Below are 22,026 nucleotides of genomic sequence, written 5' to 3'. Positions count from 1 at the left end.
GGCCTTCGGAACAGCGATCGCGTCCGCGCGGTCACTGATCCCAGATTGAAGGGGAGGCGGAAATCCTGCCGGGGCCTGTGGACTACCGGCCGGTTGTGGAAATCTCCGTCACCGTCGCGTACCTCTCGCGCACCTCGCGATACCGCACCAGCTCCGCGGCCACCGGATCGAGCACCCGTGCCCGCCCGCAGGCCGCCGCCGCCTCGCGCAGCTGCCGCTCGGCCTCCTGCCCGTACCGCCGCGCCGGCCCACGCGCCGCCGCCGCGCACGACCACTCCACGAGGGGCCCGCCGATCACCCCGATCAGCATCACCATCGCGGGCGTGAGGTAGCCCGGTTCGAGCACGCCGACGATCTGCCCGACCAGCCAGAGCCCGCCGAAGATCTGCAGCAGCGTCATCGCGGCCTGCGCCAGCACCGCGGCGGGCCACCACTTCGGCCGCGGCGGCTTCCCGCCCACCCGGCCGCTGTGCGCCACCCCGGAGGCCCCGGCCACACCCGTCGCCACCACCGCCGGACCGCCCGAGACGTGCTCCGAGCCGGCCCGTTCCACCAGCGCGTCCAGCGCCTCCGGCAGCCCGTCCGCGCCGTGCACCGCCGCCTCGCGGACCGCCTGCGCCCAGGGGCCCGGCAGCCCGCCGGCGGCCTCGTCCGCCACCGTCCGTACCGCCTGCTCGACGCGCTGCCGGGCGGTGAGCTCCTCCTCGGGGGGCTCGGGCTGCGCCGGGCGCTCCAGGGTTCCGGGCCGCCGGGTCGACTCGTACCAGCGCCACAGACGCAGCCATGGCGTGCCGCACGCCCGTCCGGCGTTCCTGCGCCACTCGCGCTCGGCCGCCTGGCCCGCCGCGGCCGCCCCGACGGCCTCCGCCAGCCGGTCGGCGAACTCCTCCCGGCTCTGTTCGCCGAGGCCGGGCCGCCCCTCGGCCACATACACCGGGCGGAGCCTGGCCGCGGCTGCGTCCACATCGGCGGAGAGCCGGCGCGCCGCCGCGGTGCGCTCCTGGACGAACCGGCCGAGCACCTCGCGCAGTTCGCCGACGCCCTCGCCGGTGAGCGCGGACAGGGACATGACGGTGGCGCCCGGTTCGCCGTGTTCGCCGAGTGCCATGCCGTCCTCGTCGAGCAGCCGGCGCAGATCGTCGAGGACCTGGTCGGCGGCGTCGCCGGGCAGCCGGTCGATCTGGTTGAGCACGACGAAGGTGATCTCGGCGTGCCCGGCGAGCGGCCGCAGATAGCGCTCGTGCAGGGCCGCGTCCGCGTACTTCTCCGGGTCGACGACCCAGATCACGGCGTCGACCAGCGCCAGTACCCGGTCGACCTGTTCCCGGTGTTCGGTCGAGGCCGAGTCGTGGTCGGGCAGGTCGACGAGCACGAGTCCCTGGAGGGCCTCGTCGGTGTCCGCGCCGCCCTGCTGCGGCCTGCGCCTGAGCCGTCCCGGAATGGCGAGCCGGTCGAGCAGTCCGGCGGCCCCGTCGGTCCAGGAGCAGGCGATGGGGGCTGCGGTGGTCGGCCTGCGCAGTCCGGTTTCGGAGATCTGGGCGCCCGCGAGGGTGTTGAAGAGCATCGACTTGCCGCTGCCGGTGGCCCCGGCGATGGCGACGACGGTGTGCCGGGAGGAGAGCCGCTGCCGGGCCGCCGCCTCGTCGAGCACCCGTCCCGCTTCGGCGAGGGTGTCCCCGTCGAGCCGGGCCCGGGACAGCCCGACGAGTTCGCGCAGCGCGTCGAGCCTCGGCCGGAGCGGGCCGCCGGAGGGCACGTAGGCCTCGACCTGGGGCGGCCGTACGTCGTCGTCCCGGGCGGTCTCGGGCTCGGGGTCCACCGCCTTGGCCGCCGCCCGCCGGGCGATGAGCCCGTCGTTCCAGTCCCGGTCCGGCTCCGGTGCCCGGCCGGGTACCGGCACCAGGACCGCCCCGTCCGCGTCCTGGTCCTCGTGGGAAGCGGGGCTCCCGGCCGGGCCGGTCCCCTCGTCAGTGACGGCAGTCATCGCTGCCACCTCTCCTTCTGCAGTACGGACAGCGCGGCGATCAGTTCGGCCTGCGGCTCCGGGGCCACGTCGAGCGCGTCGAGCGGAGCGAGCCGCCGGTCGCGCTCGCCGTTCAGCACCCGGTCGAGGCATTCGGTGAGCAGTGCCCCTCCCTTGTCGCGCAGCCGCAGCGCGCCCTGGGCGCCGATCCGTTCGGCGAGCTGCTCTCCGGCGCCCCGGGTGCGGCGGCCGCCGAGCAGTGCGGCGGCCAGCAGCGCCGCCACGGTCTCGGCGTCGGGTGCGGCATTGCGTTCCAGCCGGCGCACCTCTTCCTCGGCCAGTTCCTCCAGGACCCGCCACCACCGCCGTACGGCCATGGTGATCCGGCCCCGGATGTCCTCGGCCGGCCCCCATCCCCCGGCCTCCCGGCCGACGTCCTCGAAGCCGAACTCCCGGGCCGCGGGTTCGCGCTGCCAGGTCGTGCGGATCTGTTCGTCGGCGGCGGCCACGGCGCACCGCAGGAGCGCGGCAAGGCTCTCGACCAGCGCTTCGAGGAGTTCCCCCGAGGTGCTGTACTGCGGGTAGCCGCGCCACCTGGTCCGGGCGTCCCCGGCGAGCACGCCGCCGTTGCGCAGCCTGCGCCGGACCCGGGCACCCTCCGCCCGGTACGCGTCCTCGACCACACCGGTCAGCCGCACGGCCGCCGCGTACTGCGCCGCGACGGCCCCGGCCAGCTCGGGCATCCGTACGTCCAGCGAGTCGATGACCCCGGCCGCCGTACGTCCGACCGCCTGCTGGCGGGCCGCCGGGTCCTGGGCGCGGTGGCAGAGCCAGGCCCGCAGCGGGGCGACGGCTGTCGTGGGCAGCAGCCCGCTGCCGCCACCGGCCGATTCGGGCAGTTCGGGAATGGTGAAGCGCGGCACCTCGCCGAGCCCGGCCCGCGTGAGCAGCGCCCCGTACTGCCGGGACACCTCGGGGATCACCTGGTGCGGCACCCGGTCGAGGACGGTGACGAGCGAGGCGTCGTACTGCTTGGCGGTACGCAGCAGATGCCAGGGCACCGCGTCCGCGTACCGGGAGGCCGTGGTCACCATCACCCACACGTCCGCGGCGCAGATCAGCTCGGCGGCCAGCCTCCGGTTGCGCACCACGAGCGAGTCGATGTCGGGCGCGTCGAGCAGGGCGAGCCCGCGCGGCAGCCCCGGCGAGGTCTCGACCCGCAGACAGGTCCCGCCCTGCTCGTCGTCCCCGTCGAGTCCGTCGAGTGCGTCGAGCTCGTCGCACCGGCCGGGCTCCTCCGACTCCTCCGGCGGCAGCCAGACCCGGGTCAGCCGCGGCAGTACACGCGCCCCCGCGAACCAGTGGTGATCGTCCGGGTGACAGACGAGCACGGGTGTCCGGGTGGTCGGCCGCAGCACCCCGGCCTCGCTGACCGGCCGCCCCACCAGGGAATTGACCAGCGTCGACTTCCCCGCCCCGGTGGACCCGCCGATGACGGCGAGCAGCGGCGCTTCGGGATCCCTGAGCCGGGGAAGCAGATAGTCGTCGAGCTGGGCGAGCAGCTCGCTCCGGGTCTGCCGGGCGCGCGCGGCCCCCGGTAGCGGAAGTGGAAGACGCACGGCAGCGACACGGTCGCGCAGGGCGGAAAGTGCGTCGATGAGCTGAGGCCGTACGTCCAAGGTCACCACATGCGAAGAATGCCCAATTTTGGCGCCTTTTTGAAGCGTATAGCCACCTCTGCGCGCCGGTTCTCTCCCAGGGATGAAGTCGGGACAGAGGGGACGAGTGGGGCGCAGGCATAACGAGTGCACAACACCCGGGGCGCGAGGCGTCAAAAGCGGTGCACGAATCCCACCCACCTGCGATTATCGGTTCGCTTCACCGAACCTCCACATCGTGCCACGCAGGTGAAGCAACCAGGACGAGGCGATCGGAGCCCTATCCTTGTCCCGGCAGGTCACCGACCGGCCCGGCCCCAGGGCTCCAGGCCGCCGAGGCCAACACCCGGCCCCCGTAGCTCAGTGGATAGAGCAGGCGCCTTCTAAGCGCTTGGCCGCAGGTTCGAGTCCTGCCGGGGGCGCTCTGCCCGTACGACATCAGGCCCTCCCTCGGGAGGGCCTTTTCTGCGGGTCACCGCACCGTAGCGAGGGCCGCGTAGCGAAGGCGTAAACGCCGGACCGGCCCCGGGGCGCGGCCCGGGAGGATCCGGCAGGTGTCCGACAGTGCACCGGGCCTGGGCGCCGATCGCTCGGGCACGCGGGTACGGGGGGCGGCATCGTCGGCCGAGCTGCCGGGGAGCCGGGGAGCCGGAGTGGGCGAGAGGGGGAAGGAGGGCGGTCGTGGGCGCGCCTGCGGCGGGATGTCCGCCAGTTGCCTCCTGAATGCCAGGCGGATCGGGGTTCTGCCTCGCCTCTGAGGTTGCGGGTCCGGCCGATCGGGCATGAGCTGTACGCACCTGTCATGGCGGACCGCGTTCAGGGGGCAGCCGGATGGATCAGCGCGGTACCCGCACCAGGGCGTTCACCCTGTGGGGCGATCTGGACCGTCCGGTGACCCTCACCGTCCCGGAGCTGCGCGCCGGATGGGAGCAGCACCGCGCGGAGGTCACCTTCGACTGTGCGACCGAGGGGCCCCGGCGCCATGTCTTCGAGGGGCCGCTGCTGCGGGAGGTGGTCGCGGACGCCGGGCCCCCCTTCGATGGGCGGCGGCGCAAGGACCGGTCCCGCTTCCTGCTCGCCGTCGCCGGGGAGGACAGCCATCACACCGTGCTCTCCTGGGCGGAGATCGACGCCGACTTCGGCAACGTACCGGTGCTGTTGGCCACCGCGATGGACGGGCAGGGGCTCGACCGGGCGGGCAGTCAGCTGGTGGTGCCGTCGGACCGGTGCGGGGCGCGGTACGTCAGTGGGGTCACTCAGGTGTGGGCCGGGGTCTGTGCCGGGCCGGCGGGGGTTGCTCCGGGGTTCTGATCCGGGGCGGCAGGGGGTTTGCTCCGGGGTTCTGATGCAGGGCGGCGGGGGGGTGCTCCGGGGTTCTGATCCGGGGCCGTCAGGCGCGCAGGAAGGTCAGGACCGCCAGCACCCTGCGGTGTGTCTCGTCGGCCGGCGGGAGGTCCAGCTTCGCGAGGATGTTGCCGATGTGCTTGCCAACCGCCGCCTCGGAGACGACCAGTTCGCGGGCGATCGCGCCGTTCGACCGGCCCTGGGCCACCAGCGTGAGCACCTCTCGCTCCCTGGCGGTGAGGCGTTCCAGCGGGTCGCGGCGGCGGCGCAGGAGCTGGCGTACGACCTCCGGGTCGACGACCGTGCCACCGTCGGCGACCTCGCGCAGCGCGTCGATGAACTCCTCGATCTGGCCGACCCGGTCCTTGAGCAGATAGCCGACGCCCGAGCCGTCGCCGGAGTCCAGGAGGTCGGCGGCGTAGGCGCGTTGCACGTACTGGCTCAGGACCAGGACCGGGAGGGCGGGCTGCCGCTCGCGGAGCCGGACCGCCGCGTGCAGGCCCTCGTCCTGGAAGCCGGGTGGCATCCGGACGTCGGTCACGACGATGTCCGGTCCGTGTTCGGCGACGGCCGCCCGGAGCGCTTCCGCGTCGCCCACGGCGGCGACCACCTCGTGGCCGAAGCGGCCGAGCAGGCCCGTCAGTCCCTCGCGCAGCAGCACGCTGTCCTCGGCCAGGACTACACGGAGCGATCGGTCCACTCGCAAGGAATCTCCACACGCAATCGGGTCGGGCCCCCGGCCGGACTGGTCAGCGCAAGTCTGCCATCGAGCACGGACACCCGGTCGGCCAGGCCGGTCAGTCCGCTGCCGCCCGCGGACGTGCTCGCGCCACCCCGTCCGTCGTCGTGGATCTCCAGGAACAGCCGGCCCCCGCGGTGGCCGCCGCTGACCCCGGCGCGGCGGGCGCCGCTGTGCCGGGCGACGTTGGCCAGGGCCTCGCAGACCACGAAGTAGGCGGCGGCCTCGACGGCTTCGGGAAGTCTGCCGGGGAGTTCGACGTCCAGCTCGACGGGGATCACGGAGCGCTCGGCGGCGTCGGCGACCGCGGCCTGGAGGCCGTAGTCGGCCAGCACCTGGGGGTGGATGCCGTGGATCAGTTCGCGCAGCTCCGCGAGGGTTCTGCCCGCTTCCTCGTGGGCCCTGGCCAGTTGGTCGGCGAGGGGACCGGGCGGGGCGTCCAGCCGGGCCAGGCCGAGCATCATGGTGAGGGCGACGATGCGCTGTTGGGCGCCGTCGTGCAGATCGCGTTCGATACGGCGGCGCTCGGCCTCGAAGGCGTCGACCAGCCGGACCCGGGAGCGGGTCAGCTCCATGACGCGTTCGTCCGGCCCCGTCGGCCCGGGGGTGAGCAGGAGGCGGGTCAGTTCCGCGCGCGCCCCGGCCAGCGCGCCCAGGGCGTAGCAGCCGAGCAGCAGGAGCACCAGCCCGCCCGCCGCCGTCGCGAAGGCCTCGGGCCAGGTCGTGACCGTCCACAGCTTCGCCACCCGGGCCTCCGCGCCGTCCCCGTAGACCTCCATCACCACGGGGGTGCCCATCACCACGAGGGGCACGACCGCGCAGAAGCCCACCGCGAGGGCGTCGAGCGGCCACAGGACCACGGCGAACAGCACCGCGTACCCGAGCTCCCACCAGGTCGCCCGCTCCCGGAACCGGCACACCGCCCAGCTCCGCAGCCCCGGTTCGGCCGGGCTGCGGTGCGGGTCCGGGGCCGGGGCAGGGCCCATCAGGGCGAGCCTGCGGCGCTCCAGGGCCGCCACCGGGATGCCGGTCAGGGCCAGGAGGGCGAGCAGCGGCAGCCCGATCAGTACGACGGAGAGCAGACCGCCCACGATCACGCCGGTCACCGTCACCACCAGGAGGACCGCACCGGCCAGGGCGCCGCTGATCAGGTAGCCCGCCGACCGCCAGGGCCAGCAGGACAGCGGATAGCGGCGCGCCGGCAGGGCCTGCCAGACAGTGCTGGGGTCTTTCGTTCGGATCAGGCCGGGCTCGTGTGCCCCGGTGCCGCACCTCGCCGCGTTGTCGTCACTCGCCAGGGCTCCTTCCCCGATCTCTCGGCACCGCTCGACCAGGAGCAGGGGAGACCCCATCCGGCTCCCTCCTTTGCCCTGCGATGCACGACACCGGCCCCCGCTCCCCGACCCGGCCCGATCCGAACGAAAGACCCTGAGGCTCATGGCCTCACCGTAGAAGGCGTCCCCGGGCCGGTACATCCGTGCTGCCCGACTCCCGGGGGTGGGGCCTGCCATACCCCCGGGGCGGGTTCGCGGGGTCAGCGGTTGAAGGACGATCCCAGCGTCGCGTTCGTGCCCACGGTGCCGAGCGTTCCGTGGCCGAAGGTGAACGAGCCCTTGGCCGTCGGGCCGGCCGCCGTGGTCGGGAAGATCCACAGGGAGCCGGCGTCGGTGTTCTCGCCGGGGGCGCCGACGGCCAGTTCGCTGCGGCCGTCACGGTTGGCGTCGACCAGCTTGGCGGCGCCGCCGAACCGGTCCTTCGCCTCGGCGGCTCCGGGCACGTCCGCCGTGTCCTGGTTGAAGCCGAAGGTGCCGGTCCCGGTCGGGCCGGACGCGGTGCCGGGGAGGACCAGGACGGAGCCCGCGTCCTTCGTCGTGCCGAGGTCCTCGTAGGGGACGCCGACGGCGATGTCACCGTAGCCGTCGCCGTTCACGTCACCGATCGACACCGAGGCCCCGAAACCGTCGCCCTTCTCGGCGGCGCCCGGGACACCGGCGCTGTCCTGGTTGAAGACCTTGGCCCGGTCGCCCCGCGGGCCGTTCGCGCCGCCCGGCACGTAGGTGATCATGCCGCCCTTGGCGAGCGGGAGGCCGAGGTCGCTGTCGTAGCCGTCGACCGGGCGGCCCACGACGAGGTCGGCGTACTTGTCGCCGTCGACCTGGCCGGCCGTGATGGTCTCGCCGGCCTGGAGGCGGTCGCCGTCGGCCTTGTCGACGACGGTGTAGTCCTCGGCGAGGCCGGTGGCGCCGCCGTCGCGGACGAGGATGCGGCGGGCGTCGTACTCGTCGCCGTCGTGGACGACACCGGCCAGGTCGTCGCGGCCGTCGCCGTCGAAGTCGCCCGCGGTGACGTCCATGTAGCGCAGGTCGTCCATGTCGCGGATCTCCCGGGCGGGGGCCGCGGTGCTGCCGTCGCGCTTGAACGGGCCCGACAGGACATAGGTGTTGTGCATACCGACGGTGGCGATGTCCATGGCGCCGTCGCCGTCGAAGTCACCGGCCGCTGTCAGGGCGCCGACCTCGTCGTACGGTTCGTCGCCGTTCAGGAGGGTCGCGCCGCCGGACAGGCCCTGTGCGCCGCCCCAGATCACGGTGAGCGTACCGGCGGACCCGGCCGTGCCGATCTTCTCGTTGCTCGCACCGACCACGAGGTCGCTGTAGCCGTCCTTGTCGAGGTCGGCGGAGACCATCGAGCCGCCGAACCCGTCGCCGGCCTCGGCGGAGTCCGGTATGCCGGGCGAGTTCTGGGTGAAGACCTGCTTGGTGGAGGTCTGCGGTCCGTTCTTGGAGCCGTACACCACACCCACGTATCCGGCCTTGGTCCTGCCGTCGACCGTGGCACCCGGCGCGGTGAACGCGAGGTCCGGGTAGCCGTCCCCGTTGAAGTCGTCGCGGCGCGGGGCCGGTGCGGGCACCGCCCCGTTCGCGGACGCCGAGACCGTGGTCGGGGCGCGGTCGGGCGTCGCTGCCTGGGCGGTGGGGAAGGTGGTCACGGCGGTCGCCACGGTGATGGCGAGGACCACGGTGGTTCCTAGGGCACGGGATGCCACGTGGACTCCTTCGTTCGGGTGCGGGAGGTTTGTGCAAGCGGAAGTTCATCGACAGTTCGCTGTGCCGGTACGGCACCGTTGCTGTGCAGAGTCAGACCGGCTGGGGCGCGTGTCGGTTGCGTTCACACGGCAACCGTCACAGCTCCTCCACTCGCGCGGGCGGTGGCAGCCGGGGACTGCGGGCCCCGGACCGGTGGGTGCGGAACAGGGATGCGGCACCGCACCGTTGACTGTGCCCGCACTCCCCGTCTAGCTTCCCAGCTACCTCATTGAATCCTTTCACGGTGTGTGGGGCACCGCGTCCCACCGGTGCGTGCCTCCGCTGAGGAGCCCTCATGAACCAGCCCGCCAAGGGCCCGGCCCCGGCTCCCGCCGGCCCGGTCCTGGCACTGAAAGACGTGAGCAAGTCCTTCGGCGCCGTACGCGCCCTGCACGGTGTTTCGCTGTCCCTGCGCCCCGGCGAGGTCCACGCGCTCGCCGGGGAGAACGGCGCGGGGAAGTCCACCCTCATCAAGACGCTCGCCGGGGTGCACCGGCCGGACGGCGGGCAGGTGCTGCTCGACGGCCGGCCGGTCGTCTTCCACGGGCCCGCCGATGCCCGGGACGCCGGGATCGCCGTCATCTACCAGGAGCCGAATCTCTTTCCCGATCTGTCCGTCGCCGAAAACATCTTCATGGGCCGTCAGCCCCGGCGCGGCCTCGGCCGGATCGACCGCCGTGCCGTGCACGGGGCCACCGCGGGGCTGATGCGCCGGCTCGGCGTGGACCTGGCGCCCGAGCGGCCGGCCCGCGGGCTCTCCATCGCGGACCAGCAGATCGTCGAGATCGCCAAGGCGCTCTCCTTCGACGCCCGGGTCCTGATCATGGACGAGCCGACGGCCGCGCTCACCGGCGGTGAGACGGCCCGGCTCTTCTCCGTGGTGCGGACGCTGCGCGACGAGGGCGCGGCCGTGCTGTTCATCTCGCACCGGCTCGACGAGATCTTCGAGCTGTGCGGGCGGGTCACGACGCTGCGCGACGGCCGCCTGATCTCCTGCGAACCGCTGGCCGGGCTGACCGACGACGACCTGGTGCGCCGGATGATCGGCCGCGAGCTGGACGGGCTCTACCCGAAGCAGCGGGCGACGGTCGGCGAAGTCGCCCTGTCCGTGAGCCGGTTGACCCGTGAGGGCGTCTTCCGCGATGTGTCGTTCGAGGTCCGGCGCGGGGAGATCGTCGCGCTCGCCGGGCTCGTCGGCGCCGGCCGGACCGAGGTCGCCCAGGCGGTCTTCGGCGTCGACCGCGCGGACGCCGGGGAGGTACGGGTGAACGGCACCGTGCTGCGCCCCGGGTCGCCGACCGCCGCGATGGCCGCCGGGCTGGCGCTCGTACCGGAGGACCGCCGTCAGCGCGGGCTCGTCATGGCGATGTCCATCGAGCGCAACATCGGCCTCACCGGCCTCGGCGACATCCGCAGACGCGGGCTGGTCCGCCGCGCCCTGGAGCACGACCGGGCCGCCGACTGGGCGGTGCGCCTCCGGCTCAAGTACAACCGGCTCGGCGACGCCGTCGGCGTGCTGTCCGGCGGCAACCAGCAGAAGGTCGTGCTCGCCAAGTGGCTGGCGACCGAACCGTCCGTGCTCATCGTCGACGAGCCGACCCGTGGCATCGACGTCGGCACCAAGGCCGAGGTCCACCGGCTGCTCTCCTCATCGGCGGCGGACGGACTCGCGGTGCTGATGATCTCCTCCGATCTGCCCGAGGTGATCGGGATGGCCGACCGGGTGCTGGTCATGCACGAGGGCCGGCTCGTCGCCGAACTCCCGCGCCGCAGTGCCACCGAGGAGACCGTCATGGCCGCGGCGACCGGACTGGCCGGAAGGGCGGCTCCATGACCACCACCGTCGAAGGGCCGCCGGACATCGGCGCCGGAGCCCCGGCCCGCAGCGCCTCCGCGCTCGTGGACGCCGTGTTCCGGGCCCGGGAGGTCTCCATCGCCGGGGCGCTCCTCCTGCTGGTCCTCGCCACCTCCGTCGCCAACCCGCGGTTCCTGTCCGGCCAGGGCATCAAGGACCTGCTGCTCAACGCGTCGATCCTGGTGCTGCTCGCGGTCGGCCAGTCGGCCGTCGTCATCACCCGCAACATCGATCTGTCGGTCGGGTCCGTCGTCGGTCTCTCCGCCTTCGCCTGCGGCAGGTTCGTCGCCGGGACGGACCACGGGGTGCTCGCCGTGATGCTGCTCGGCGCCGCCGTCGGGGTGGTCTGCGGGCTCGTCTCCGGCGCCCTGGTCAGCTTCGGCAAGGTCCCGGCGCTCGTCGTGACGCTGGGCATGCTCTACATCATCCAGGGCGTCGACTACTGGTGGGCACAGGGCGACCAGATCAGCGCCGCCGAGGTGCCGGACCCGGTCCTGGGACTCGGCAGCGGCAGCGTTCTCGGGGTGCCCTGCCTGCCGCTGATCGCCCTGCTGCTGCTCGCCGCGACCGCGTACTTCCTGCGCTGCCACCGCTCGGGCCGGGAGCTGTACGCGATCGGTTCGAGCCCCGAGGCCGCCCTGCTCGCCGGGATCCCGATCCGCCGCCGGATCCTGGCCGCGTACGTCTTCTCCGGGGCCGTCGCCGGATTCGCCGGGGCCCTGTGGCTGGCCCGCTTCGGCACGGTCGTCGCGGACAACGCGCACGGCTGGGAACTGACCGTGGTCAGCGCCGTGGTCGTCGGGGGCGTCGCCATCACCGGCGGTACGGGGACGGTCTGGGGCGCGGCGCTGGGCGCCCTGCTGCTCACCACCATCGGCAGCGTCCTGGTCGTGCTGAAGGTCGACTCCTTCTGGCAGGGCGCCATCACCGGTGCGCTGCTGCTGCTCGCCATCAGTGTCGACCGGATCGTGAACCTGCGGATGACCGCCGCACTGAGGAAGAGGAGTGCCCGGCATGGGAACGGCGGCTGAGACGCGGGAGGCGGCGGACGCCGCGCGGACCGGGAAGGACCGGGCCGGCCGGGTACGGAGCCTGGCGCTGCGCTGGGACACCGCGGTCGGGGTGCTCCTGGTGGCGGTCCTCGTCGTGGGCCTCGGTTCCACGGACGGTTTCGGCTCCGGCGGGAATCTCGCCTTCGCGTTCAACGACATCGTCGAGGTCGCCATCATCGCGCTGCCGATGACGCTGCTCGTCGTCGCCGGTCAGGTCGATCTGTCGGTCGCCTCGATGCTGGGCCTGGGCAGTGCGCTGACCGGTGCGCTGTGGAACGCCGGCTGGGCCTTCGAGGCGATCGTGCCGGTGGTGCTGCTGGCCGGTGTGGCGGGCGGGCTGCTCAACGGCTGGCTGGTCACCCGGGTGGGGCTGCCGTCGCTGGCCGTCACCATCGGCACCCTGGCCCTGTACCGGGGCCTGGCCTCGGTGGTGCTGGGCAGCGACGCGGTGACCGGCTTCCCCGGCACGTACGCGCGGTGGACCGTCGACACGACCACGGTGCCCGGCACCTTCCTCACGTACCCGGTCCTGCTCTTCGCCGTTCTCGCGGTGATCACCGCGGTCGTGCTGCACGCCACCGGTTTCGGCCGTTCGCTGTTCGCCATCGGCTCCCAGGAGGAGGCGGCGTACTTCGCGGGCATCCGGGTCAAGCGGATCAAGCTGCTGCTGTTCGTCGTCACGGGGCTGTTCGCCTCGTTCACCGGTGTCCTGTTCACGCTGCGGTACGGCAGTGCCCGCGCCGACAACGGCCTCGGCTTCGAGATGCTCGTGATCGCCTCCGTGCTGCTCGGCGGGATCGACTTCGACGGCGGGAAGGGCACCCTCTTCGGCGCGGTCGCCGGGGTGCTGCTGATCGGGGTGCTGAAGAACCTCCTGACGCTCAACGACATCGCCAACGAGGTGCAGGTGATCGTGACCGGCCTGCTGCTCGTGGCGTCCGTACTCACCCCCCGGGTGATCGCCACCGTCGTCGAACGACGGCACCGGCGCGCCGCCGACACCCCGTCCTGAGCACTCCCCCGTACCTCGTCGAAAGGCAGATCGCCGCCATGATGCTCCGCAGCACCGCCGGGCGCCGCGCCGTCGCGACCGCCGCGGCCGCCGTGTCTCTCGCCCTCGCCCTGGCCGCCTGTTCCGGCACCACGAAGGACAGCGTGGGCAAGGACTCCGCGGAGTCCGGGGCCACGGCGAAGGCCGATCCGGACGCGCCGCTGAAGAAGGGCCTGAAGCTTGCCTTCCTGCCCAAGCAGATCAACAACCCGTACGAGAAGATCGTGGACGACGCGGGCATCGCGGCGGCCCTGGAGTACGGCGGCACGGGCAAGGAGGTCGGCCCCTCCGACGCCGGCGCCTCCTCGCAGGTCAGCTACATCAACACGCTGATCCAGCAGCGCCAGGACGCGATCCTGGTCGCGGCCAACGACCCCAACGCGGTGTGCGGCCCGCTGAAGCAGGCCATGAAGAAGGGCATCAAGGTCGTCGCGTACGACTCCGACACCGCGAAGGACTGCCGCCAGCTCTTCATCAACCAGGCGAGCTCCGAGCAGATCGGCCGCAGCCTGGTCCAGCACCTCGGCGAGCAGATCGGCCACAAGGGGAAGATCGCGATCCTCTCGGCCACCCAGAACGCCACCAACCAGAACACCTGGATCGGCTTCATGCAGGACGAGTTGAAGCTGCCGAAGTACAAGGGCATGAAGCTGGTGAAGGTGGCGTACGGGGACGACGCCGACCAGAAGTCGTTCCAGCAGACGCAGGGCCTGATGCAGGCGTACCCGGACCTGAAGGGCATCATCTCGCCCACCACCGTCGGCATCGCCGCCGCCGCCCGCTACCTGAGCGACTCCTCGTACAAGGGCAAGGTCGTACTGAACGGTCTGGGCACACCGAACCAGATGCGCAAGTACGTCAAGGACGGCACCGTCGAGCAGTTCTCGCTGTGGAACCCGGAGAAGCTGGGCCACCTCGGTTCGTACGCCGCCGCCGCGCTGGCCTCGGGGCAGATCACCGGTGCGCAGGGGGAGAAGTTCAAGGCGGGCGAACTCGGCGAGTACACGGTCGGCAAGGACGGCGAGGTCATCCTCGGCGAGCCGACCGTCTTCGACCGCAGGAACATCGACAAGTTCGACTTCTGACCGGACACGGAATCCGACGCGGCGATGGTCCCGCTCACCGAGGTCCTCCACCTCGCGTGAGCGGGACCGCTGCCCGGCTCAGAGATCCGTCCCGACCACCGCCAGCAGGACGAACGCGGCGAGGGAGAGCACCGTCCGGACCAGGTGGAGCCTGTTCCAGGGGGCCTCGAAGGCCGCGCGGGCGGCGCTGTCGTCGCCGCCCTCGGACTCCGCGAGCGCCTTGTTCAGCGGGATGTTGCCGGCGATCGTGATCAGGTGCCCGGCGATCGCGCAGACCAGTGCCGCGACGGCGAGCACCCGGTCCGTGCCGCCGTCGCCGCCGAACGCCACGACGGCCGGAAGGGCGATCACACCGAGGAAGAGGACCAGGAAGGCCGGCCCCGGCACCTTCTCGTTGAAGCGGCGCATGGCGTCGGTGAACCGCTCGTCGGGCAGTGCCGCGATGCCGGGCATGACCGCGATCCGGAACGTCAGCATGAATCCGGCGTAGAGGCCCGTCGTGATCACGGCGAGCGCCAGGAACAGGGAGGACAGGGAGGACGGCATGAGGGACATCATGTCGTCGGCGGATACCCCCTGTTCCCCGTTCAGTCCAGTTCGCCCTCCGGCGCTCCCCCGGAACCGCCGTCGCCCGAGCCGCCCTTGAGCCGGTCGGCCTGCCCGATCGCGGTCGCCAGCTTCCGTACGGACTCGTCCTCGGTGGCGGACGCCAGCTTGCCCGCACGCGAGGCGAGTTCACCGAGTCCGGGTGTTCCGGGCAGCTGTTCGCCGCGCAGTGACCCGGCGAAGTAGGCGGCGACCGCGGTCACTTGGAGGCGCTTGCTGTCGCCGCCCCACAGCGGTCCGTCGATCGCGCCCGTCGCGACCGTGCCCTTCTCCTCGTGCGGTGCCCGGGTCCTGGGGTCCAGCCAGCGCACGGTGGCCGTCGCCACGTGCCCCGAGGCTCCTGCCCTGAGGCGTACGGCGTAGAGCGCGGTCACCGTGTGGCCGGGGCCGACCTCGCCGCCGTCGACGCGGTCGTCACGGAAGTCCTCGTCGGCGACCTTGCGGTCCTCGTACCCGATGAGTTTGAACTGCTTGACGGTCTTCGGGTCGAAGGCGACCTGCGCCTTGGCGTCGCGCGCCGTCAGTTCGAGGTGGGCGGGCAGCTGGTCGACGAAGACCTTCCGGGCCTGCTCCTCGTCGGCGATGTAGGTGGTGTGGCCGTCGCCCTTGTTGGTGAGCTGCTCCATGAACGCGTCGCCGTAGTCGCTGCCGACGCCGACCCCGAAGAGGGTGATGCCGTGGTCGCGGCGGGCGGAGCCGATGCGTTCCAGGATGGCCGCGGCGTCGGTCTCGCCGGTGTTGGCGAGGGCGTCGGAGAGCAGCACGACCCGGTTGTTGGCGCCCTCGACGTGACCGTCGACCGCCTCGTCGTACCCGCGGCGGATACCGGCCTCCACATTGGTGGAGTCGGTGGGTTCCATGGAGTCGACCCGGTCGCGGATCCTGCCCCGGTGGTCCCGCAGCCGGGTCATCGGCAGCAGGGTCTTCGCCTCGTCGCTGAAGGTGACCAGGGAGACGGAGTCGTCGTCGCGGAGCTCGTCGGTGAGGATGTCCAGGGACTTCTTCACCAGGTCGAGGCGGCCCGCCTCGGCCATCGAGCCGGAGATGTCGACGACGAAGGTGAGCGCGGCGGGCGGGCGTTCGTCACGGGCGGGGGCGGCCCGGGTGGCCAGCCCCACCCGCACCAGCGACCAGTCCTCGCCCTTGTCCCCGGCGCGGGCCCCGTCGACGTTCACGGTGAAACCGTTGCCGTCCGGGCGCCGGTAGCCCTGGCGGAAGCTGTTGACGAACTCCTCGGGCCGTACGGTCGACGGCTCCGGCAGCCCGCCGTCGGCGAGGGTGCGGCGGGCGTAGCCGTACGAGGCGGTGTCGACGTCCAGGGCGAAGGTCGACAGGTAGTCGGGGGGTGCGGACTCCCGCAGCCCGTCCTGCTTCCCGGCGCTGTCGCTCTCGGCGGCGCCGGCCGAGGCGGCGGGCCCGGGGCCCGGACGTGCGCCGCCCCTGCTGTCGGTGGCCGCCTTGGTGCCGCTCGACGTACCCGAGCACCCGGTGAGCAGCACCCCGCCCGCCAGCAGCACCCCGAGCGCTCCCCGCCATGTCCGTACGTGCCGCCCTGTGTGTTTGTCCGTCCGGCGTTCCATCGCCTGCCCCCAACGTCGTCGTGCCAGCACTTGTGAATGTGACGTGCGGGGCGGCGCCGGGGAGCAGACGAAGACGTTGCGGATCCGTCTCGATGCGGCAACGAAGGCCGGGAATCCGGCGGAGCGCCGGGGTCTCCCGCTCGATCGGGCCGGACCCGGCCCGGTCCGAACGGCAGACCCCGGGTCAGGACACGATGTCCTTGCGGCCGAAGCCCCGGAAGGCGAGCGCGAACAGGATCAGGGCATAGGTCACCGAGATCGCCGCCCCCTTGGCCATGCCGCCCCATTCCAGGTCCGGCTGGAGGGCGTCCGCCCAGGCGAACTGCCAGTGTGCGGGCAGGAATTCGCGCCAGGAACCCAGCGCGGTGACGGCGTCCAGCACATTGCCGACGATGGTCAGCCCGACCGCGCCGCCGACCGCGCCGAGCGGTGCGTCGGTCTTCGTGGACAGCCAGAACGCCAGTCCGGCGGTGACCAGTTGGGACACGAAGACGAACGCGACGACGAGCGCGAGCCGGGGGACGGTCGCCGGGGCGGCGAGCGCGCCCCCGGTGGGCAGTTCGAGCGGCCCCCAGCCGTACGCGGCGGCTCCCGCGGCCAGTGCGACGAGCGGCAGCAGCACCATCGCGGCCAGACTGAAGCCGAGCGCCACGACGAGCTTGCTCCACAGCAGCCTGGCCCGTGGCACCGGCGCCGCCAGCAGATAGCGCAGCGACGACCAGCCGGCCTCGGAGGCGACGGTGTCCCCGCAGAACAGCGCGACCGGGATGACGAGCAGGAATCCGGCGGAGACGAACAGGCAGGTCGCGGCGAAGTTAGCGGCGGACGCGGTCGCGGTGTCCATCAGGGTGATCCGGTCGCCGCCGCCCCGCGAGTCCGGGGTGCCGCCGATCGCGAACGCGGCGATCAGGACGAACGGCAGCGCGGCCAGCACCCCGCCCATGAGCAGGGTGCGGCGCCTGCGCAGCTGGCGCATCGCCTCGACGCGCAGCGGCAGGGTGTGCCGGGCCCGGTAGCCGGGAGCCTCGGCGCCCCCGGTGAGATCGACTGCGGCACTCATGCGGAGCCTCCGGAGATCAGGGTGAGGAACGCGTCCTCCAGGCGGCGGTGCGGTCCGACACCGGTCAACGGCACGTCCAGCCTGACCAGTTCGGTGATCAGCCCGGACGCGGTGGCGCCGTCGAGCCGTACCAGCACTCCGAGTCCGTCGTCGGTGCGGACCGCCGAGCCGATCCCCGCGAGCGCGGCGATCTTCTCCACCAGCGGTTCGGGGACCTCCCGCGCGGTGGTGACGAGCAGCATGTCCCCGGAGCCGGTGATCTCGGCGACCGGGCCCGCCTGGACGAGCCGGCCGCGGTCCATGACCACGAGGTGGGTGCAGGACTGTTCGACCTCGGAGAGCAGATGGCTGGAGACGATGACGGTCCGGCCCCCGGCCGCGTAGCGGATCATCACGTCACGCATCTCGCGGATCTGGGGCGGGTCGAGTCCGTTGGTCGGTTCGTCGAGGATCAGCAGGTCCGGCATGCCGAGCATGGCCTGGGCGATGGCGAGCCGCTGCCGCATGCCCTGCGAGTAGGTGCGGACGGCGCGGGCCAGGGCGTCGCCGAGCCCGGCGATCTCCAGTGCCTCCTCCAGGTGCGCGTCCTCGGCGGGGCGCCCGGTGGCCTGCCAGTACAGCTCCAGGTTGGCGCGCCCGGACAGGTGCGGCAGGAAGCCGGCGCCCTCGACGAACGAGCCGACCCGGGACAGCACGGGCGCCCCCGGCCGAATGGCCTGGCCGAAGACCCGGATCTCGCCGTCGTCGGGGGTGATGAGCCCCATCAGCATCCGCAGGGTCGTGGTCTTGCCCGCGCCGTTGGGCCCGAGGAGACCGAGCACCTGGCCCTTCTCGACCCGGAAGGACAGCTCCCGCACGGCGTACCGGTCGGCGGAGCGGGCGTACTTCTTCGACAGGCCGGTGATCCGGAGCGGTACGTCGGCCAGGGCCGGATCGGGTGCGGGCGTCGCGGTGCGGCGGCGGGCGGTGAGCAGCAACAGGGCGGCGATCACCGCGGCGGCGGCCGGGAGTGCCCAGGTCCACCGGGGCAGGCCGGCCGCGGCGGTCTTCAGGGCGGGTGCCGTGGGCAGGCTCAGCGGTCCCGCGGGGGTGACGGTGTACGTCGTCGGCTCGGCCGGTGAGGCGTAGCCGAGGTCGGTGGCGGAGAGGACGAGCCGGAGCCGGTGTCCGGCGTCGAACCGGTGGTCGATGGCGGGGAGGGTCAGCCGGACCGGTCCGGCCTGCTGGTCCGGGGTGATCCGGAAGGGGGCGACGAGCTGTGCGGGCAGCACCTGCTGCTTGCCGTCCGGCGACACGTCGTACACCTTGCCGAACAGCACCGCGTCGCCGTGCTCGGCCTTGACGCCGACCTGGACGGTCGGCGAGCCGGTGACGCTCAGCGGCTCGTCCAGCGGGGCGGAGTCGAAGCGGGCGTACTGGCCGGGGAAGTCGATCGAGAGGCCGACGCCGAGGGAGGACAGCTGGGCGAGGCCGCCGCCGACTCCGGGAACGGCGGAGATGGCGGGCGGATTGGCCCCGGCGGGGTTGCGGAACGTCTTCGTGCGCCCGCCCAGGCCGACGCTGCGCGCGCCGCTGTTCAGCCCCGGGTAGGTGGCGCTGGTCGCCCCCCGGGTGAGGGCGGCCCCGTCGGTGGAGTCGATGCCTCCGGTGCGGGTGACGCGGAAGCCGGGACCGGTGCCGGCGCCCTTGTCGTCCTTCAGGTAGCGGTCGAACCAGTTGCCGATCCGCTGCTGGACCCGGCCGGTCTCCGGGTCGCCGCCGTCGTGTCCGCCGGCGATCCAGTCGACGGCGACCGGTGCGCCGTTGCCGCTGATGGCCTCGGCCATGGCGTCGGCCTGGCCGAGCGGGAAGAGGGAGTCGGACTGGCCCTGCACGATGAGCGCGGGCACCTTGATCCGGTCGGCGACGGCGCTCGGCGAACGCTCGGTGAGCAGGGCGCGCGCGGCCGCGTCGGGTTTTCCGCTGACGGCGACGCGTTCGTACATCTCGCAGAGCCGCTTCTCGAACTTCTGGCAGCCGCCGCCGGTGGTGACGAAGATCCCGGCCCAGAGCTTCTTGAAGACCCCGCCCGGGAACAGCGCGTCGGCGAGGTTCCAGTAGGTGATCTGCGGGGCGATGGCGTCGACCCGCTTGTCGTACCCGGCGGCGAGCAGGGATACGGCTCCGCCGTAGGAGGCGCCGGTGACCCCTACGCGGGGGTCGCCCTTCGCGTCGAGTTCCACCTCGGGCCGGTCCGCGAGCCAGTCGATCAGCCGGGACACGTCCGCGACCTCCCGGTCGGGGGCGTTGAGCGCGATGTCCCCGCCCGACTTCCCGAACCCGCGGGCGGACCAGGTCAGCACGGCGTACCCGGAGCGGGCCAACTGCTCGGCCTGCGCCCGCACATCGTCCTTGCTGCCGCCGAAGCCGTGACCGATCAGCACGGCGGGCCGGCGCCCGGTGGAGCCGGCGGTGAAGTACGAGGTGTCGATGGACACCCCGTCGGCCTTCATCATCCGGTCCTGGCGGTGCACGGCGGGCCCGCCGCCGTCGGCCGCGGCGTTCCAGGTGCCGGCGCCGGCCAGCAGGGCGAGCGCCGCGAGGCCCGCGACCCACCGGCCGCGTCTGCGGGGCAGCGGCAGCCGCCACCTGGACCTGCTCGCTTCGGAAGTCTCCATGGTGCGACCCTAAGCGGGCCGCCGCGGTGTGCGGCCGTCCACCGGGGGGAGGTCTCCGGCCTCCTTGCGGCGTACGGCGTTCCCCGCCGTACTCCAGGCGCGGTATGCCGGGCCGTTCGCGTGCGGAGGCCCGCCGGATGCCGGGTGGCTCACATGGTGTTGACGATGAGGCCGATGTGGGTGAAGTAGTTGAGCCCGCCGAAGAGCAGGAACGCCAGGCCGGCCAGTGCCCAGACGACGCCGGTCACCGGGGCCAGCCGGCTCGACGGCCGCCGCAGCACGAACGGGAACAGCAGCGCGCCGATGCCCACCAGGACGTACAGCCCGGACATGAAGCTCGCCTCCAGGATCGGCCACCGGGCGAACTCCCCGGAGATGGGTTCCTCGGGCGGTGCGGCGAAGAGGGTGTACTTCCAGCCCGCGGCGGCGATTCCGAAGCAGGCGAGCCCGATCCCGAACACGAAGACGGAGATGGGCATGGCGACACGGGCCGACCGGTCGATGCGGTCCGCGCTGTTGAGTTCGGCTCCGCGTCTCCAGAGGTAGAAGGACGCGGCGAAGAGGAACACTCCGAAGGCGAGCGCGGGTTCACCGAAGATGATGTTGTCGAAGGGGAAGCCCTGTCCGGCGAGCGGCCAGGTCAGGGTCATATGGAGGCCCGTGGTCACCAGGGTGAAGCCGAGGGCCCCGAACGCGAGGACCCAGCCTTCGGGGTTGACGGCGCGTCCGGGCGTGAGGAGTTGGCGGCCCAGCGCCACCACGAGCAGCAGCCCCGCGCCGGCGGCCACCGACATGATCGTGTTGTACGTCGGCATCCTTGCCCAGTCGATCTTCAGGCCGGATGCCGCCAGAGGGATGACATGGTGAATCATCCCCGGAGCGTATCGAGTGATATGTAACTGATGCGGCATTTGTTCACTTACCCGGGTCGCGGGAGTGCGTGAGCCTCCGCCCCTTCGAGCCGTCCGTCACGCATCGGCGACGTCCGGGCGAAACCCATGCGGTCTTGTCATGGACACTCGGTCACGCTCTACTCGCATAGACCGATGCGATCGCCCCCTCCACCACTCACCGGATGCCGGTGGTCGCTTCGACGCCCCCCGCAGTGCTCCGACTCCCGGCAGGAGAGATCCCCTTGATTGCTTCCACACCGCTGCGCACGGCACTGATCGGTGTCGCCCTGGCCGCGACCGCCCTGGTCCCGCTCCAGGGCACCGCGCTGGCAGCACCGTCCGGAACGGCCACGGCGGCCACCGCCGCCGCCTCCTCGGTCTCCGGAATCGAGGACGCCACCGCGCTCGCGCTCGCCCGGTCCCTGGCCGATCCGGACTGGAACAGAGAGGTCCGCAGAGCCGCCCTGGCCGCGGACTCGGTCGGCCTCGGCGCACTGGCCGACGACGCCACCGCCCCGGCCGGGCGGAAGCTCGCCGCCCGGATCACCGCCGCCGACCGGGGCGTCGCCGCCGCCAAGGGCCTGGGCAGCGACGCTGGTTCACTGCTGCGGCTCGGCCTGGCGGACGCGTCGATGAAGGACCGGCTCGCCTCGGGCGCGGCCCCTCTGGTGGCGGCCGCTCCGTCCGACGACGACGGCGCCGCGACGTTCACCGCGTACGACAGCCGGGGCGCGGCCCATGAACTGCCCCTGGACAGCGCCACCGACCGGCCGGTCTACCTCGTCGACATCGATGGCGCGAAGGCCGTCGCCGAGGGGCTGAAGGTCATCGACAAGACCCTGGAGGCCAAGGGTCTCGGCCTCCCCGCACCGTCCGCCGGAACCAGCCTGTCCGCGGCCTCGGGCATCGACACCACCCGGATCGACTCGGTGCGGCTCGGCGACGTCGAGGAACCGTTCTTCAAGGGCGACGCCGAGATCTTCACCCTCGTCACCGGCTTCGGCAAGGACGGCAAACCGCGCGTCGACACCGTCGAGATGCCCTATCTGAACGACGAGGACACGACCTACTACCCGGGCCAGGTCCTGGTGAACTGGTCCTCCTACAAGTACGACATGGCCGACGCGGTCATGATGGAGGACGACGGGGACACCAACTACCAGGCTCTGGCCAAGGCCATCGCCGCGGTCCTGCTCACCATCACCGACCAGGGCGCGTACATCCCCCTGGTCGACGCGCTGCTCGACGCCATCCCCACCAACTGGTGGACCGACGACCCGGACTACGTCGACTCCTGGTACACCCTCGCCAGGACCAGCAGCGGCCAGCGCAACGGCGCCGCGGGCAACGGCTGGATGACCGTCTCGCCGTACCACGTGCCGGAGCTCTGACCACCC

Annotated in this window: 16 protein-coding genes and 1 tRNA gene; 7 read left to right on the top strand and 10 right to left on the bottom strand. The window is 72.5% G+C overall.

Annotation, left to right across the window (positions count from 1 at the left end; translation table 11 throughout):
• Positions 1–82: 82 nt before the first annotated feature.
• Positions 83–1,984: a YfjP family GTPase gene (locus tag ACFVH0_RS17130; RefSeq protein WP_385820929.1), complete on the bottom strand. Its 1,902-nt coding sequence runs from the start codon at positions 1,982–1,984 to the stop codon at positions 83–85.
• Positions 1,981–3,642, bottom strand: a complete 1,662-nt coding sequence (locus ACFVH0_RS17125) for a dynamin family protein (protein WP_385821108.1) — start codon at positions 3,640–3,642, stop codon at positions 1,981–1,983. The genes ACFVH0_RS17130 and ACFVH0_RS17125 overlap by 4 nt, the downstream gene beginning before the upstream one ends.
• A 328-nt stretch (positions 3,643–3,970) precedes the next feature.
• On the opposite strand from ACFVH0_RS17125, the gene ACFVH0_RS17120 reads away from it, so the two are divergent.
• Together ACFVH0_RS17120 and ACFVH0_RS17115 are read left to right on the top strand one after the other, a co-directional pair.
• Positions 3,971–4,043 (top strand) — tRNA-Arg (locus ACFVH0_RS17120).
• A 409-nt stretch (positions 4,044–4,452) separates the two neighbouring features.
• Positions 4,453–4,932: a molybdopterin-dependent oxidoreductase gene (locus ACFVH0_RS17115; protein ID WP_385820927.1), complete on the top strand. Its 480-nt coding sequence runs from the start codon at positions 4,453–4,455 to the stop codon at positions 4,930–4,932.
• A gap of 79 nt (positions 4,933–5,011) precedes the next feature.
• On the opposite strand, the gene ACFVH0_RS17110 is transcribed toward ACFVH0_RS17115, so the two are convergent.
• The 3 genes from ACFVH0_RS17110 to ACFVH0_RS17100 form a co-directional block, all read right to left on the bottom strand.
• Entirely contained in the window at positions 5,012–5,671 is a 660-nt protein-coding gene (locus ACFVH0_RS17110; RefSeq protein ID WP_385820925.1) for a response regulator, read from the bottom strand.
• On the bottom strand, positions 5,644–6,945 hold the full coding sequence (locus tag ACFVH0_RS17105) for a sensor histidine kinase (RefSeq protein WP_385821106.1): 1,302 nt from the start codon (positions 6,943–6,945) through the stop codon (positions 5,644–5,646). The genes ACFVH0_RS17110 and ACFVH0_RS17105 overlap by 28 nt, the downstream gene beginning before the upstream one ends.
• A gap of 293 nt (positions 6,946–7,238) precedes the next feature.
• Positions 7,239–8,750, bottom strand: coding sequence for an FG-GAP and VCBS repeat-containing protein (locus ACFVH0_RS17100; protein WP_385820923.1), 1,512 nt, complete (start codon positions 8,748–8,750; stop codon positions 7,239–7,241).
• Positions 8,751–9,085: 335 nt separating this feature from the next.
• Here ACFVH0_RS17100 and ACFVH0_RS17095 point away from each other — a divergent pair, with 335 nt between their 5' ends.
• From ACFVH0_RS17095 to rhaS, 4 genes are read left to right on the top strand one after another with little or no spacing between them, the layout of a single operon-like run.
• Positions 9,086–10,624 (top strand): sugar ABC transporter ATP-binding protein, encoded by a 1,539-nt coding sequence (locus ACFVH0_RS17095; protein WP_385820921.1) that lies wholly within the window; start codon positions 9,086–9,088, stop codon positions 10,622–10,624.
• Complete coding sequence (locus tag ACFVH0_RS17090; RefSeq protein WP_385820919.1) at positions 10,621–11,676, top strand: ABC transporter permease; 1,056 nt, start codon at positions 10,621–10,623, stop codon at positions 11,674–11,676. Before ACFVH0_RS17095 ends, ACFVH0_RS17090 begins: the two co-directional genes overlap by 4 nt.
• Positions 11,660–12,709 (top strand): ABC transporter permease, encoded by a 1,050-nt coding sequence (locus ACFVH0_RS17085; RefSeq protein WP_385820917.1) that lies wholly within the window; start codon positions 11,660–11,662, stop codon positions 12,707–12,709. The genes ACFVH0_RS17090 and ACFVH0_RS17085 overlap by 17 nt, the downstream gene beginning before the upstream one ends.
• 38 nt (positions 12,710–12,747) lie before the next feature.
• Positions 12,748–13,833, top strand: a complete 1,086-nt coding sequence (rhaS, locus tag ACFVH0_RS17080) for a rhamnose ABC transporter substrate-binding protein (RefSeq protein WP_385820915.1) — start codon at positions 12,748–12,750, stop codon at positions 13,831–13,833.
• Positions 13,834–13,911: 78 nt separating this feature from the next.
• Here the strand turns inward: rhaS and ACFVH0_RS17075 are convergent, their stop codons facing one another.
• From ACFVH0_RS17075 to ACFVH0_RS17055, 5 genes are all read right to left on the bottom strand, one after another.
• The gene (locus ACFVH0_RS17075) at positions 13,912–14,379 is read right to left on the bottom strand and encodes a DUF1772 domain-containing protein (RefSeq protein WP_385820913.1); all 468 of its coding nucleotides are present in this window, start codon (positions 14,377–14,379) and stop codon (positions 13,912–13,914) included.
• A 41-nt stretch (positions 14,380–14,420) separates the two neighbouring features.
• A complete protein-coding gene (locus tag ACFVH0_RS17070) occupies positions 14,421–16,019 on the bottom strand; it encodes a von Willebrand factor type A domain-containing protein (RefSeq protein WP_385820911.1) in 1,599 nt (532 codons plus the stop codon).
• A gap of 184 nt (positions 16,020–16,203) precedes the next feature.
• Positions 16,204–17,079 (bottom strand): ABC transporter permease, encoded by an 876-nt coding sequence (locus ACFVH0_RS17065; protein WP_385820909.1) that lies wholly within the window; start codon positions 17,077–17,079, stop codon positions 16,204–16,206.
• Positions 17,076–19,646: an alpha/beta fold hydrolase gene (locus ACFVH0_RS17060; RefSeq protein WP_385821104.1), complete on the bottom strand. Its 2,571-nt coding sequence runs from the start codon at positions 19,644–19,646 to the stop codon at positions 17,076–17,078. Before ACFVH0_RS17060 ends, ACFVH0_RS17065 begins: the two co-directional genes overlap by 4 nt.
• 239 nt (positions 19,647–19,885) lie before the next feature.
• A complete protein-coding gene (locus ACFVH0_RS17055; protein WP_385820907.1) occupies positions 19,886–20,608 on the bottom strand; it encodes a DUF981 family protein in 723 nt (240 codons plus the stop codon).
• 263 nt (positions 20,609–20,871) lie between these two features.
• Between ACFVH0_RS17055 and ACFVH0_RS17050 the strand changes: the two genes are divergently transcribed.
• Complete coding sequence (locus tag ACFVH0_RS17050; protein ID WP_385820905.1) at positions 20,872–22,020, top strand: DUF3103 family protein; 1,149 nt, start codon at positions 20,872–20,874, stop codon at positions 22,018–22,020.
• Positions 22,021–22,026: the final 6 nt, after the last annotated feature.

This window comes from Streptomyces sp. NPDC127117 (assembly GCF_042677325.1).
Lineage (GTDB): Bacteria > Actinomycetota > Actinomycetes > Streptomycetales > Streptomycetaceae > Streptomyces.
This window is presented reverse-complemented; position numbering and strand designations above follow the sequence as displayed.